17 protein-coding genes are annotated in these 13,857 nt (G+C 65.4%); 8 read left to right on the forward strand and 9 right to left on the reverse strand.

Annotation, left to right across the window (positions count from 1 at the left end; genetic code table 11):
- The first annotated feature begins 107 nt into the window (after positions 1-107).
- The 3 genes from ACFWHR_RS06700 (at position 108) to argG (ending at position 3,437) form a co-directional block, all read left to right on the forward strand.
- Positions 108-944, forward strand: coding sequence for an aldo/keto reductase (locus ACFWHR_RS06700; protein ID WP_382447489.1), 837 nt, complete (start codon positions 108-110; stop codon positions 942-944).
- 9 nt (positions 945-953) lie between these two features.
- Positions 954-1,946, forward strand: coding sequence for a malate dehydrogenase (locus ACFWHR_RS06705; RefSeq protein ID WP_382447490.1), 993 nt, complete (start codon positions 954-956; stop codon positions 1,944-1,946).
- A gap of 69 nt (positions 1,947-2,015) precedes the next feature.
- The gene (argG, locus tag ACFWHR_RS06710; RefSeq protein WP_382447491.1) at positions 2,016-3,437 is read left to right on the forward strand and encodes an argininosuccinate synthase; all 1,422 of its coding nucleotides are present in this window, start codon (positions 2,016-2,018) and stop codon (positions 3,435-3,437) included.
- Positions 3,438-3,648: 211 nt separating this feature from the next.
- On the opposite strand, the gene ACFWHR_RS06715 is transcribed toward argG, so the two are convergent.
- Positions 3,649-3,897, reverse strand: a complete 249-nt coding sequence (locus tag ACFWHR_RS06715; protein ID WP_010156721.1) for a WhiB family transcriptional regulator — start codon at positions 3,895-3,897, stop codon at positions 3,649-3,651.
- Between the two features lie 190 nt (positions 3,898-4,087).
- Here ACFWHR_RS06715 and ACFWHR_RS06720 point away from each other — a divergent pair, with 190 nt between their 5' ends.
- Complete coding sequence (locus ACFWHR_RS06720) at positions 4,088-4,510, forward strand: hypothetical protein (protein WP_382447492.1); 423 nt, start codon at positions 4,088-4,090, stop codon at positions 4,508-4,510.
- Positions 4,511-4,580: 70 nt separating this feature from the next.
- Here ACFWHR_RS06720 and bcp read toward each other — a convergent pair whose 3' ends face one another.
- The 3 genes from bcp to aroA are packed head-to-tail and all read right to left on the reverse strand — an operon-like array spanning position 4,581 to position 7,686.
- Positions 4,581-5,054 carry a thioredoxin-dependent thiol peroxidase gene (bcp, locus tag ACFWHR_RS06725; RefSeq protein ID WP_382447493.1) on the reverse strand — a complete coding sequence of 158 codons (474 nt, stop codon included), beginning with the start codon at positions 5,052-5,054 and terminating at the stop codon, positions 4,581-4,583.
- Between the two features lie 58 nt (positions 5,055-5,112).
- Positions 5,113-6,171, reverse strand: a complete 1,059-nt coding sequence (gene rsgA, locus ACFWHR_RS06730) for a ribosome small subunit-dependent GTPase A (RefSeq protein WP_382447494.1) — start codon at positions 6,169-6,171, stop codon at positions 5,113-5,115.
- Positions 6,172-6,174: 3 nt separating this feature from the next.
- Positions 6,175-7,686: a 3-phosphoshikimate 1-carboxyvinyltransferase gene (aroA, locus tag ACFWHR_RS06735; protein ID WP_382447495.1), complete on the reverse strand. Its 1,512-nt coding sequence runs from the start codon at positions 7,684-7,686 to the stop codon at positions 6,175-6,177.
- Positions 7,687-7,730: 44 nt separating this feature from the next.
- Between aroA and ACFWHR_RS06740 the strand changes: the two genes are divergently transcribed.
- The 3 genes from ACFWHR_RS06740 to ACFWHR_RS06750 are packed head-to-tail and all read left to right on the forward strand — an operon-like array spanning position 7,731 to position 9,051.
- The gene (locus ACFWHR_RS06740; RefSeq protein WP_382447496.1) at positions 7,731-8,345 is read left to right on the forward strand and encodes a sigma-70 family RNA polymerase sigma factor; all 615 of its coding nucleotides are present in this window, start codon (positions 7,731-7,733) and stop codon (positions 8,343-8,345) included.
- Complete coding sequence (locus ACFWHR_RS06745; RefSeq protein WP_382447497.1) at positions 8,342-8,599, forward strand: zf-HC2 domain-containing protein; 258 nt, start codon at positions 8,342-8,344, stop codon at positions 8,597-8,599. Before ACFWHR_RS06740 ends, ACFWHR_RS06745 begins: the two co-directional genes overlap by 4 nt.
- A gap of 14 nt (positions 8,600-8,613) precedes the next feature.
- Positions 8,614-9,051 carry a hypothetical protein gene (locus tag ACFWHR_RS06750; protein WP_382447498.1) on the forward strand — a complete coding sequence of 146 codons (438 nt, stop codon included), beginning with the start codon at positions 8,614-8,616 and terminating at the stop codon, positions 9,049-9,051.
- Between the two features lie 23 nt (positions 9,052-9,074).
- Here the strand turns inward: ACFWHR_RS06750 and ACFWHR_RS06755 are convergent, their stop codons facing one another.
- The 5 genes from ACFWHR_RS06755 to ACFWHR_RS06775 all read right to left on the reverse strand — a co-directional run bounded on the left by ACFWHR_RS06755 (position 9,075) and on the right by ACFWHR_RS06775 (position 13,143).
- Positions 9,075-9,890: a 3-octaprenyl-4-hydroxybenzoate carboxy-lyase gene (locus ACFWHR_RS06755; protein ID WP_382447499.1), complete on the reverse strand. Its 816-nt coding sequence runs from the start codon at positions 9,888-9,890 to the stop codon at positions 9,075-9,077.
- A 4-nt stretch (positions 9,891-9,894) separates the two neighbouring features.
- Positions 9,895-10,830, reverse strand: coding sequence for an alpha/beta fold hydrolase (locus ACFWHR_RS06760; protein WP_382447500.1), 936 nt, complete (start codon positions 10,828-10,830; stop codon positions 9,895-9,897).
- Positions 10,831-10,873: 43 nt separating this feature from the next.
- On the reverse strand, positions 10,874-11,239 hold the full coding sequence (locus tag ACFWHR_RS06765) for a Fe-S oxidoreductase (protein WP_382447501.1): 366 nt from the start codon (positions 11,237-11,239) through the stop codon (positions 10,874-10,876).
- Positions 11,236-12,183, reverse strand: coding sequence for an arginase family protein (locus ACFWHR_RS06770; protein WP_382447502.1), 948 nt, complete (start codon positions 12,181-12,183; stop codon positions 11,236-11,238). Before ACFWHR_RS06770 ends, ACFWHR_RS06765 begins: the two co-directional genes overlap by 4 nt.
- A 123-nt stretch (positions 12,184-12,306) precedes the next feature.
- On the reverse strand, positions 12,307-13,143 hold the full coding sequence (locus tag ACFWHR_RS06775; protein WP_382447503.1) for a DUF3097 family protein: 837 nt from the start codon (positions 13,141-13,143) through the stop codon (positions 12,307-12,309).
- Between the two features lie 181 nt (positions 13,144-13,324).
- Between ACFWHR_RS06775 and ACFWHR_RS06780 the strand changes: the two genes are divergently transcribed.
- Positions 13,325-13,840 carry a hypothetical protein gene (locus ACFWHR_RS06780; RefSeq protein WP_382447504.1) on the forward strand — a complete coding sequence of 172 codons (516 nt, stop codon included), beginning with the start codon at positions 13,325-13,327 and terminating at the stop codon, positions 13,838-13,840.
- Positions 13,841-13,857: the final 17 nt, after the last annotated feature.

The raw sequence follows: 13,857 nt of genomic DNA on the forward strand, positions 1-13,857 counted from the left end.
TGCCGTTCACGTCGCCCGGCGTAGACTGGCGCCGACCGCGCCGGCAGCAGGGTCGGCGGTGTGTACTGCGCGATGCACCACGCGGCGCGACGACGTGAAAGGGCACGATGACTGCACTCCCGATCCCGAATCTCTCACTCAGTAGCGGCACGACGATTCCGCAATTGGGCGCCGGCGTCTATCTCGTGAAGCCGGGTGAGGCTGTGGACGTCGTCGGTACCGCGCTCGAAGTTGGCTACCGCCACATCGACACCGCGAGTCTGTACGGCAACGAGGCGGAGGTCGGCGCGGCAATCGCGAAGAGCGGTCTCGCTCGCGACGAGGTGTTCGTGACGACGAAGCTCTGGAACACTGATCAGTCACGCGCTGCAGAGGCCTTCCAAGAGAGCCTCGATCGCCTCGCACTCGATCGCGTTGACCTGTACCTCATCCATTGGCCGCAGCCCATGTATGGCGAGGCGCTGGGCGCGTGGCGGTCGCTCATCGATATCGCCGACTCGGGTCGCGCATCGGCTATCGGCGTGTCGAACTTTGAGATTTCGGATCTTCGGCAACTCATCGATGAGACCGGCGTCGTGCCCGCCGTCAACCAGATCGAGCTGCACCCGCTGCACCAACGCCGCGAGCTCGTCGAATTTTGCACTGAGCACGGCATCGTGGTCGAGGCTTGGGGTCCGCTCGCGCAGGGGAAGTCCGACCTGTTCGAACGCGAGGAGCTGTTAGAGATTGCGCGGGCGCACGGCAAGAGCGCCGCGCAGGTCGTACTGCGCTGGCATGTGCAGCAGGGACGTGTCGTGTTCCCGAAGACGGTGCGGCGTGCGCGCCTGATTGAAAACGCCGACATCTTTGATTTCGCGCTCACCGATGGTGAGCTGGCCACCATTGATGCGTTTGAGGCCGGAACGAATTTCGGACCGGATCCGCGCACCTTCGACAAGCGATAGGGGAGTCCCGTGACACACGCACCCATCACCATCACGCTCACCGGCGCCGGCGGCCAGATCGGCTATGCGGCGCTGTTCCGGATCGCGGCCGGCGATCTGCTCGGCCCCGATCAGCCCGTGTCGCTCCGCCTGCTTGAGATTCCGCAGGGGATGCGCGCGGCCGAGGGCGCGGCGCTTGAGCTCGCGGATTGCGCGTTCCCGACGCTCGCCGGCGTCGAGATCACCGACGACGCGAACGTCGCTTTCGACGGCGCGAATCTCGCGTTGCTCATCGGATCGCGCCCGCGAACCGCCGGCATGGAGCGCGGCGACCTGCTCGCGGCGAACGGTGCGATCTTTGGGCCTCAGGGGCGCGCGATTGGCGAGTACGCCGCCGACGACGTGCGAGTTGCCGTCGTGGGGAATCCCGCGAACACGAACGCGCTGATCGCCCAGCAGAACGCGCCCGATGTGCCCGCAGATCGCTTCACTGCACTCACCCGGCTCGACCACAACCGAGCCGTCGGTTTGCTCGCCGCAGAGGCCGCGGTCCCGGTGACCGACATCTCAGGCGTGACGATCTGGGGTAACCATTCGGCGACGCAGTACCCCGACCTCAGCCACGCGACAGTGCGAGGTGCTGCCGCGCTCGACGCCGTGGACGCCGACTGGGCGCGCGGCGCCTACATCGATCGGGTCGCGAAGCGCGGCGCAGAGATCATCGAGGTGCGCGGCGGATCATCGGTCGCTTCGGCCGCCAACGCGGCGATCGAGCACGCGCGCGACTGGCTACTGGGAACCTCAGCCGGCACGCGGTGGACGAGTGCCGCAGTGGTGTCGCGCGGCGAGTACGGGGTGCCAGAGGGACTCATCTCGTCTTTCCCGGTGACGTCCAGCGGTGGCGATTGGGAGATCGTGCCCGACCTCGAACTCGACGAGTTTTCACGGGCGCGCATCGACGCGTCGGTGGCCGAGCTGATCGCCGAACGCGATGCGGTGCGTCAGCTCGGGCTGATCTCGTAACCCCGACGGCGCGCTCGCCGCGATCCTGTGCGGAATTGTGAGGGCTCTGAGAGCCCTAGGATAGAGAGCATGTCCAAGGTTCTATCTTCCCTCCCCGTGGGCGAGCGCGTCGGCATCGCCTTCTCCGGAGGTCTCGACACCTCCTGTGCAGTCGCGTGGATGCGCGAAAAGGGCGCTGTGCCCTGCACCTACACCGCTGATATCGGTCAGTACGACGAGCCCGATATTGATGGCGTCGCAAGCCGCGCCAAAGAGTACGGCGCCGAAATCGCGCGTCACGTGGATGCGAAGCGCCCGCTCGTGGAAGAGGGCTTCGTCGCCCTGCAGACCGGCGCGTTCAACGTGCGTTCGGGTGGCAAGACCTACTTCAACACCACGCCGCTCGGTCGCGCCGTCACCGGCACCCTGCTCGTGCGCGCCATGAAGGAAGACGGCGTCGACATCTGGGGCGACGGGTCGACCTACAAGGGCAACGACATTGAGCGGTTCTACCGCTACGGTCTGATGGCCAACCCCGCACTGCGCATCTACAAGCCGTGGCTCGATCGCCAGTTCGTCGAAGAGCTCGGTGGCCGTCACGAGATGAGCGAGTGGCTCGTCGCGAACGGCTACCCGTACCGCGATGCGACTGAAAAGGCGTACTCGACCGACGCGAACATTTGGGGCGCGACGCACGAGGCAAAGAAGCTTGAGTTCCTCGACGCTGGTCTCGATATCGTTGAACCCATCATGGGCGTCGCTGCCTGGCGTGATGACGTCGAGGTTGCGACCGAGGAGGTGTCGGTGCGGTTTGAAGCCGGCCGTCCCGTCGCAATCAACGGTGTCGAGTACTCCGATCCGGTGGCGCTCGTGCTCGAGGCCAACGCCATCGGCGGCCGTCACGGTCTCGGCGTCTCCGACCAGATCGAGAACCGCATTATCGAGGCGAAGTCGCGCGGCATCTACGAGGCACCGGGCATGGCGCTGCTGCACATCACGTACGAACGCCTCGTGAACGCTATTCACAACGAGAACACGCTCGCGAGTTACCACAATGACGGTCGCAAGCTGGGTCGTCTGATGTACGAGGGTCGCTGGCTCGACCCCGAGTCGCTGATGCTGCGCGAGGCGCTGCAGCGCTGGGTCGGCTCGGCCGTGACCGGCGAGGTCACGCTGCGCTTGCGTCGCGGCGACGACTACACGATCCTCAACACCGAGGGCGACAACCTGAGTTACCACCCCGAGAAGCTCTCGATGGAGCGCACCGTGGGCGCCGCGTTCGGCCCTGTGGACCGCATCGGACAGCTCACGATGCGTAACCTCGACATCGCCGACTCGCGTCAGCGCCTTGAGCAGTACGCGCAGCTCGGCCTCGTGGGCGGCTCGATCGCTGAGCTCGTTGGCCAGCTTGAGCAGGGTGGTGCGGCAGAGATCGCCAACGCTGTCGGCGGCATCGATGAGGACGCCGACGAGCTCGGCCTCTCGGCGGCATTCGACGCCGGAACCGACTAGGTTTCAACGCAGGCCTGGGGCGAGGGGCTCAGTCTCGCATGTGAGGGTTGGCCTCGGTGAGAGATTCGGCTTCGGTGAGACGCCTGCGGGCCAAGTTATCTCACCGAAGCCGATTTACTGACGGCAGGCGCGCAGCCGCCGGGCCCGGCATCGCAGGGCCGAGTACGACGAACGGCCCGGTGCCGAAGCACCGGGCCGTTCGTGAAACTACTTAGGAGGCGCGGCGTGCGCGAGCTGCGCGACGCTTCAGAGCGCGACGCTCGTCTTCGCTCAAGCCACCCCACACGCCCGAATCCTGGCCCGTGTCCATTGCGTACTGCAAGCACATCTCGGTGACGGTGCACCGTGCGCAGACCGACTTGGCCCGCTCAATCTGCTCAACCGCTGGCCCCGTGTTACCGACCGGGAAAAAAAGCTCCGGGTCTACTGTGAGGCAAGCTGCCTGTTCACGCCAATCCAATGTGTCCTCCTCTGTAACGCACGCGCGCGAACAATCCGGAGACCGGATAGCCTAGTTTCGCGACGTAACTACCTAATACGTGGCTGAGAATGCTCACGTCGGTGTGCGCGATACTCGACGGGTTATATAGTTCCACGGATATAGATGCAAATCAATAGGTAATACGCAATTGATTGGAAAGCGAGCCGCAATGCCCCCGACATCTCCTGATCACCCACGTTCACGTGCGGGGTGGGCGGTGCTCCGGATCCTGCTCGTCCTCGAGAGCGCTCTGCTGATCGGCGTCGTGATCTTCTCGTTCTCAGCGGCACTCGGCTCGAAGGGTCCCGTGACGCAGAACGTCAGTCTGGTAGTGATGGCTGTACTCGCACTCGTGTGGGTTGCGATCACCGCAGTTGCTGCCGTGCGCGGCCGCCCGAGCTGGGTGCGGGGATCATCCCTCACGATTCACGTGTTGCTGTTTGCCGCTGGCACCGGGTGCCTGCAGCTCGGTATCGGCAGCTGGCAGTTCGGCTTTACGCTCGTGGCGGTTGCGCTGCTCGGTTTCGTCGCCGCCGTGCTCGCGCGACCCGAGCCGCGGCCCGCCTACGACGAGCACGGCAACGAGTTCTAGCCGCCGATACGCGAAGGGTGCTCAACGGGCGCTGTGCGCCCGTTGAGCGCCCTTCGCGCGCAATGCCGGGTCAGACGTCGAGCAGCTTGCGCAAGCGCGCTACGTGTCCGGTTGCCTTCACATTGGTGAGGGCGTGGGCGATGCGCCCAGATTCGTCGATGACGAAGGTCGATCGAATGACGCCCTGCACGATGCGGCCGTAGTTGTTTTTCTCGCCGTAGGCGCCGTATGCGTGGTGCACGGCGGCGTCGGGGTCGCTCAGCAGGGGATAGCTGAGCGCGTCGCGGTCGGCGAACTTGCGGAGCTTCTCGACGGAGTCGCGCGAAACGCCGAGTACGTGATACCCGGCCGCCTCGAGCGGAACGGTCGAGTCACGGAAGTCGCAGGCTTCTGTCGTGCACCCCGGGGTCATGGCCTCGGGATAGAAAAACAGGATCACACGCTTTCCGCTGTACTGAGCGAGCGCGCGCGTATTGCCGTCTTGGTCGAGGAGGGTGAAATCAGGGGCCTGCTGGCCGGTTTCAAGGACAACGCGATCAGTCATGCGTTTAGCCTAGCGGCGCGTCCTCGGGCAGGCAGCACCCTATCGGCCGAGCATGGCCCTACTTCAGCAGGCGACGCAGCGACTCAACGCGGGCGGCACCCGCCGCGTCCAGTCGACCGTCAGACATCGCCGCATCGAGTTCACAGTCGGGGGCATCGTCTTGGTGCGTGCATCCGCGCGGGCAGAGGTCAATTATCTCGGCGAGATCAGTGAAGCCGCGCAGGATGCCCTCGGTGGTGACGTGGCCAAGCCCGAAGGAGCGTACGCCCGGCGTATCGACGACCCACCCGGCTTCACCGTTGGAGGCACCAGGCGTTGCCACACGCAGCGCGACCGACGACGACGACGTGTGGCGGCCCCGCCCTGTGACCTCGTTGACGTGCCCCGTGGCGCGCTCAGCCTCGGGAACGAGTGCGTTAATCAGTGTTGATTTGCCGACGCCAGAGTGGCCGACGAAGACCGTCGTGCGCCCCGCGAGTGAGGCGCGAATGTCGGCCAGCGGCCACGCGTCAGGTGCCGAGTGAAACACCGGCACCTCGAGCGCCGCGAAATGCGCGAGAAACGGCTCAGGGTCGGCGAGATCGACCTTCGTGATGCAGATCAGGGGTGTGATGCCAGCGTCGTAGGCCGCTACCAGGTAACGGTCAACAAGGCGCACGCGTGGCTCAGGATTCGCGGCGGCAACGACGATCAGCATTTGGTCGGCGTTCGCGACCATCACCCGCTCGACACGGTCGCTGTCGTCGGCGCTGCGGCGCAGTAGCGTGCGTCTATCCTCAACAGACACGATCCGCGAGAGCGTGCCCTCGGCCCCGCTCGTATCGCCTACGAGCTGTACGCGGTCGCCAATGACGATGGCTGTGCGGTGCAGCTCGCGTGCGCGCGAGGCGAGCACGCTGCGCTCACGGGCGTCGTCAGGATCGGCGCTAGCGCCGACCAGCGCGGTGTATCGGCCGCGATCGACCGCGGTCACCATCCCGATGACCGCATCGGCGTGCTCGGGGCGGCGCTTCGTGCGCGGTCGGTTCGCCTTCGGATTCGGTCGCTGCCGCACCTGGAGGTCTGCATATTCCGAGTACGGATCGTCGGTGTCGTCGTCGGGGGTGAGCCAGCTCACGGTTTAGAGCCCTTCGATGAAGCCGCGCGCGGCTCGCCCGAGGCCACTGATGGCCGGTCCAAGCCCCGCGGTGGCGTCAAACGCGACGTCGATGCCCGTGCTCGCGGCCGGGTCGACGGACGAGTCGCGTCGCAGCATCTCGCTCCAGAGTTCGGTGAACCGGGGGAGCGTCTTCGAGGTCGAGGCAACGTCCTCGACCTCGATGCCGGGAATGCGCAACCCGATGAGCGCGCCGGTGGTGGCGATGCGGTGGTCGGCGTAGCTGTGCCACACCCCGCCGTGGAGCGCCGCCGGTCGAATCTCAATGCCGTCGTCGAGTTCGGCGGCGTCTCCGCCCAGAGCATTGATCTCGGCGACCAGAGCCGCGATGCGGTCGGTCTCGTGGTGACGAATGTGGCCGATGCCGGTGATTGAGCTCGGGGAGCCATCGGTGCCGTCCGAACCATGAGCTGCAAGGGCGGCGAGGCCCACGAGCGTTGGGGCGAGCTCGCCCGCCTCTGGGACGTGCAGCGTGACGCCCGCGAGCGTGCCCTGCGCGCGCACCGTCAGATTGCCCGTGTCATCTCGCGTCGCGCTCGCCCCAAACTCGGTAAGCAGGCTTCGCAGCAGGTCGCCGACCTGAGTCGTGGCAGCGGGCCAGTGGGGCACCGTGACGCTGCCGCCGGTGGCGACGGCGGCAGCCAAGAACGGAGCGGCATTTGAGAGATCGGGCTCGATCGTCACGTCAATGGCGCGGATCGGCCCGGGCGCGACGATCCACTCCCCGGTCGCCGGCGAACTGACCTCGACACCGCGAGCCCGCAACGCCGCAATCGTCATCTCGATGTGGGGGAGGCTGGGGAGTCGCTCACCCGTGTGCACCACGTGCACGCCCTCGTCGAACCGAGCACCTGCGAGCAACAGCGCTGATACAAACTGGCTCGACAGCGATGCGTCGATCTCGACGCGTCCGCCGCGCAGAGACCCACGCCCGTGCACCGTGAACGGAAGCGCGCCTCGTCCCTCGTCAGCGATATCGGCGCCGAGGTCCCGAAGCGCGTCAAGCACGGGCCGCATCGGGCGCTTGCGCGCGTAGGGGTCGCCGTCAAAGGCGACGGGGCCGAGCGCGAGCGCGGCGATCGGTGGCACGAACCGCATGACAGTTCCGGCGAGGCCGCACTCGATCGTTGTGGATCCGGTGAGCTCATCGGCCGGTTCGATGCGCAGATCGGGGTCGACGAACTCGCCAGTCTGCTGCGGCATTGCGGTGATTTCCGTGCCGAGCTCGCGGAGGGCGTCGACCATGAGCGCCGAATCGCGGGAGCGCAGCGGGACGTGCAGGGTGCTCGGTCCGTCTGCCAGCGCCGCGAGTACGAGCTCGCGGCCGGTGAGAGACTTCGAGCCCGGCAACGGCACCGTGGCGCTGATCGCGCCGCTTGAGAGGGGCGCGGGCCACAGCTCGACACCATCGTCAAGGCTCTCCCCGGTGCCGGTCTCGTCGCCGTCTTTACCCTGGTTCATCTTCGCGATCAGCATCGAGGTCGATTCTACCCGCAGCGAGCGCCAGTAGGATCGGAGTCGTGAGTGATACCGCAGCACAGACGAAGCTGGAACAGCGCTTCACATCGGAAGCGCTTCCGATGCTCGATCAGCTGTACGGCGCGGCCATGAAAATGACGCGCAATCCGCAAGACGCGCAGGACCTCGTTCAGGAGACGTTCTTGAAGGCGTTTTCGGCCTTCGGTTCGTTCCAGGAAGGCACGAACCTCAAGGCGTGGCTGTACCGCATCATGACGAACAGCTACATCAACACGTATCGGAAGCGGCAGCGCGAACCGTATCTCGGTGCCGTCGACGACCTCGAAGACTGGCAGCTGGGCGGTGCGGAGTCGACGACTGCGATGTCGTCGCGCTCTGCCGAGGCCGAGGCGATCGACCGGACGCCTGATTCCGTGGTCACCACGGCGTTGAACGAGTTGCCAGAAGACTTCAGGATCGCGGTCTACCTCGCGGACGTCGAAGGCTTCAGTTACCAAGAGATCGCCGACATCGCGGAGGTGCCGATCGGCACCGTGATGAGCCGCTTGCATCGCGGGAGAGCCCGCTTGCGCAAGGCGCTCGGGGAATACGCCAACGAGCAGGGCGTTGGACTCAATACGGGTACGAAACAGTCCAAGAAGGGAGCAGTTCGATGAGTGATTGCCAGCAGGCTAAGGCGAATGTCTACGAGCTGCTCAGGGGCGAACTCTGCGCAGAGGAATCAGCGCCGATCCGTGAGCACATTGCCGAGTGTCCGTCTTGTCAAGACGAGCGCAACGCGTGCGAGAAGCTCACCAATGTGGTGAAGCGAGCCTGCGAGGAAGAACGCGATAGTAACTGTCCGCCGGTGGATCTTCGCGAAGCGATACTGCGTAGCCTGCGCGGCGAAGACTCGGCCGCGGTCGTCTAGACAGCGCTGCGCTCATGTTCGGGTCGAAGAAGAAACTCAACGACGTAATGGCGCAGCTGCGACCCGATCTCTCGCCAGAATCGCTGGGAGTCGGGCCCGACTTCCCGGGAATCGCCCCGAATCCGTCGTTGAGCGGCGAAGCTCGCAAGCGCAACGCAGAGCTGAGATCAGGGGAGCTGGCTATCGGCGTGCTCGTCGACTGGCGCGAGGTCAATAGCAATCCGCGCGTCGTGCTCATGCTCGATGTTGAGACTGCCGATGGCGGTGCGTTTCGCGGTGTCGCTGACGAGGATCTCACGACCACTGAGCTCACCCGTCTCGCACCGGGGCAGCGGTTTCCGGTGCGCTATCGGCCAGCCGTGATGGACCACTGTGTGGCCCTCGCTCAAGATGCGGACCCCGCTCTGGTGCAACAGCTCTCCGACGAAATCGCGAGCCGTAAGCGGGCGTAGCTTGCAGTGCGCGAGACGACTGGCTAATCGTCTTCGATGGTGAATGCGCCCGAATCGTCGGTGAAGAGCGCAGTCTGGCCCGCTCGCGCGGTGCGCACGAAGTCGGCAACCCACGGGAAGCGCTTGACGTATGAATCGGTCGACCAGACCTCAAGATTCGCCGCATCGTCCATGTACTCGTTCGACTCAAGGCCGGTGACCGACTGCAGCTCATTGCCCGTATAGGTCAGCCATCTCGGCGGATGGTCTGCGTGAAGTTTGGTAATGAAGACCGGCGAATTCCCGGCGATCGGCGCCCGCTCAACCGTGTCCTCGCGCGTGACATCGAGCAACGCATCGACCGAGCCAGCTGCGGCGACGAGCGCCGGCCATCCGTTCGCCGTCGCGTACGTCGCCTCTGCGTCGGTGAGGAGCCGTAACGTGCGCACGTGACCCGCAATGGCGCCGTCAGCTCCGCGCACCTCGTCGAAGGTGTCGCCCCACCGCGACGACGTCGCCATGATCGCCGAGATGAGCGTGTCCTTCAAAAACGGGTTACTGTTGCGCCACGGTGTTCCCACCGGGGGCACGCGCCGGTTCGTCGCAATGTCATCGCAGACGATACTCAGTGCGATGCGGGCCGCTCCCTGCTGGCCATCGAGCACTTCGACGGCCAGTTCGACGCGTTCGCCCGAGTCAGTCGGCAGGAGTGACGCACCAGACGTCATTACTGTGATCGGGCCCCCGTCGGGCCGCTTTTCGATAACGCGCACTGCGCCGCCGATCAGATCGTCATATACGCGGGGCTCAACACCCAGCACATCGAACACGTGCGCGGGAAAAGACTGGTCTACGGTCATCGCTTCAGTGTCGCAGATCGCGTACCGCATTGGCCAGGTCCAGTGGCGCAGCCTCGTGCAGGTTGTGCGGTCCAGCAACGGTGACGACCGGGCTGCGAGGCAACCGGGAACGCCACTCCGCAATATGCTCGGGGCCGCACATCCCTCGGCCAGCGGCGATCAGCGAGACAGGAACCTTGAGCGACTCAAGCGACTCCCAAATGGGCTCGTACGGGTGCAGGGCCGCGTCGTCGCCGTCACCACTCGCTCCGCCGATGGTCAACCCATCCATGTGCGCCAGATGATGCGTCCACTCAAGGCGGCCGTCTGCTCGGCGCCGCGTGTTCAGCGTGACGCCGCGCATGAGCGCCTCGGGATCGCGGCCGATGCCGAACTGCTGAGCTCGCGCAACGATTTCGTCGACGGTCGCGAAGTCACGCTTGCCCTGAATGAACTCGCGAACGGCGCTCGCATCGCGCGCAGGCGAGACGCCCGGGGTGATGTCAACCAGGATGACATCGCGCACCCGTTCGGGCCGCAGCTCGGCGACGAGCGCCGCGGTCAGGCCGCCAAGCGAGTGCCCGAGCAGAGTTACCGGGCCGACCGTGAGCTGATCGAGTGCGGCGGCGATTGCTGCCGTCAAGCGCTGTGGTCGATAGTCGGCGTCTTCTCGCCAATCGCTCCGGCCGTGTCCTGGCAAATCAAGTGAGAGCGCCGGGCGGCCGAGGGCGAGCAGCGTCGGATCAAAACTGTGCGCGTTCAGTCCGGCGCCGTGCAGCGCGACGATTTCAGGCGGGTGCTCACCTGCAAAGGACAGGCCGCTGACCGACCGGTGATCCGGCGCTGTTGCCCACACGCGCCGCACGGTCGGCAGCGGCCCTGCGGCGCCTACTCGCTCGGCATCGCTCGCGAGAAACGCGAATTCGTCAACAGTCGCGGGTGCCTCTATCGGAGTGGACATACCGTCAGTTTAGGGAGCTTCGACAGTGAGCGTCGCGCTCAAGTTACTCGCCGCGAATGTACCCGCCGTCGCGCAGTCCGGCCTCGATTTCAAAGCGATTGCGTAGTGGGTCTCGCCCCGAAAGCGCATACAAAATGGGCAGAGCCATGCCGTAGTGCCGCCACTGCTCAAGATGCACCCGCTCGTGTCGCAGCACGGGCTCCGAGACGTTGTGTCTCGTGAGGTAGCAGGCGCCGACGCAGCTGCCGCCGCGGCCAAACGTCCACTTGGGCATTCCGGTGAATACCCAGAGCCCCTCGCGCCGTTCGATGCGCCCGCGGCTCCAAATGGCGCCCCAGATGAAGCCGACGCAGGTCGCGTACCAAAATCCGACGGCGGCGAACGGCCAGGGTCGGCGGCTCACGGTCACTCGCTCGCCCCGGTGTCGGACGCTTCTGCGGCCCGCGACCCAGACGTCAGAGCCGCGAGGATGCGGAGCACCGTGGGAAGATCTTCGGCCGCGCGGTGCGCGTCGGCCGGTGCGAACTCGCAGATCGCCGCGCCCGCGAGCGGCACGGCCGCGACGGCCGCACGTATCGCGCCGGTGAGTGCCGCGATGCTCAGCCCAAACGGTTCCGGCGCGTGCACCGAAGAAAACTCTGACGGATCGAGGACATCGAGGTCGATGTGAATGTAAAGGCCATCGGCGCCACTGATGCGGTCGAGAATGGCACGATGTAGGGCATCTGTGCTCGCACTTGCGCCTGCAGCATCGGTGCCCGCGCCTGCAGCGTCGGTGCTTGCAGCCGCGGCTGGCGATGACACCGTCGCGCGCACAATGTCAATCTCGAGCCGTTCGAGGTCGATCACCTCTTCGGGATCGAGCGCGCGAGTGCCGACGAGCGTGAGAGCTCCTGGATCGAGTGCTGGTTCAGCGAGTAGATCGGGGGAGCCTTCGCCGAGTGCGTGCCTCAGGGTCATCCCTGACGCCGCGCCAGATGGCGAGGTGCTCGGGTGCTGCAGGTCGGCGTGCGCGTCAAACCAGAGCACCGCAAGTTTGCCCGTTGTGCGCACCGCAGCCTCGATACCCGGGAGCGAAGACGCGCAGTCGCCGCCGACGATGATGGGCGGACGGCCCTCGACGAGGATCGGCTCAAGCGCCGTGCGTGCTGCCTCGCGTGCGCGCAGCAAACTACTCAAGCGCGCGACGGGTGTGCCCATGGCATCACCGGCCTCAAGCGGCACTGCGATCTCGGTGAGCGCCGATTTTGGTAGATCTTCGCGCAACGCATCCGCGCCCTCAGCGAGTTGCATCGCGCGGGACGATGGTGATCCCTGCCACTGCGGCATCAAAAGAAACATCGGGCTTGCCACGGCAACCTCCTCGGGAGTTCCAGTGCTGATCAGGATACCCCCGCGGGTGCCGCGATCTGCCGAGTTCCGCGGTGCGAGAACAGCGGAGAGAGCGCGACGATGAATGAGGCGTGTGAGCCGGCGTCAGCCCACCGTGACGAAATCGATGAGGTGCTCCATGCGTCCCACCAGTTCGGGCTCCAAATCTCTGAAGCTTCGTACGCGCCCCCGAATGCGCGACCACGCGTCAGCGATATCGGCCGGCTCGTCGCCCGGCCAACCGAGGGCTCGGCAAATGCCTGATTTCCACTCGATACTGCGCGGGATTGCCGGCCAGGCCTGTAACCCGACGCGCTCCGGTTTGACAGCTTGCCAGATATCGACGAACGGATGCCCGACAATGAGCACGTGATCGCGGTGCGGACCGCGGGCGATCGCGTCTGCGATCCGAGTTTCTTTGCTGCCACGCACGAGGTGGTCGAGCAGCACCCCCGCGCGGCGATCTGCTGCTGGGCCGAACTTGGCGAGTACCTGTTCGAGATTATCGGCACCCTGCAGTAACTCAACCACGACACCCTCGACCCGCAGATCGTCGCCCCATACCTGTTCGACGAGTTCAGCATCGTGCTTGCCCTCAACGAAGATGCGGCTCGGCATCGCCGTGCGTGCCCGCTGCTGAGGGGCCGCGAACGAACCGGACGCCGTGCGCTTTCGCGGACCCGTTTGTGCAGCTGGGCGCACGAGCCGCACGGGCACGCCGTCGACGAGAAACCCGTCAGTCAGTGGGAAGGCGCGTACCTTGCCTCGGAAGTCTTCGAGCTGCACGAGCCCCTCGCGCGCGCTCACGACCGCGCCGCACCACTCCGTCTCGGTGTGCTCAAGCACGAGCCCTTTTGCGAGAGGTACGTCCTTTCGCTCGGCGGGGCCGCGGCGTGGTTTCATGCGGGCGACGGGATCGAGGTCGTATCGGTCGTCGAACATGAGATTGAGCCTAGTGGGGAGTCGAGACGAGGCGTGCTTCCGGTTGCGAGTCACGACCGAACGCCCGTATCTTGGAATCAAATCCGAATTCGGTCTAGGCCGGACAGACGATAGACTGCGAATGAACTGGGTGTGGGGCTCTGTTCGCAATAGCCAACTGGCAGCATTGAGGAGCCCCAGAATGTTGTATTTACGTCGCGGAGTCGCGGTGCTCGTCGCCGTGTTCGCGACGTGTGCGATCGCTGCCTGTTCGGCCCCGCCCGCTCAGTCCGAGACTGCAGCGACACCCGCGGTGACCTGGCACACCGCAAAGGCGACCTCGCAGGAGCTCGAACGAACGGTCGTCGCCCTGCTGCCAGCCGAGGCTGTGGTCGAGGTGGATCAGGCCGAAACTGGCGATGTTGACGTCTGCAACTCCCGCGAGTATCGGTGGCTGGGCATCACGACCGTGACTCTTGATGAGTCGATGACGCCCGGTGAAGCTGTCGCGTTCATCGAAGCGCGCCTGGGCGAACTCGAGTGGACACTCGTTCCTGATCACGATGTGCTTCGCAACAGGCGACTCGTCGCTACTGACCCGAAGACGGCGACCCGCATTCTGGTGAAGGGCGACGGCGCAGACGAAGAAATTCAGATTGCTTCGACGTCGCCCTGCTTCGCCTCGTCGAACGACGTGGTGCCCGGTCCCGGTTATTAGCGGCTGGCACGCTGGAG

It is taken from the genome of Leucobacter sp. NPDC058333, assembly GCF_042726155.1.
GTDB lineage: Bacteria > Actinomycetota > Actinomycetes > Actinomycetales > Microbacteriaceae > Leucobacter.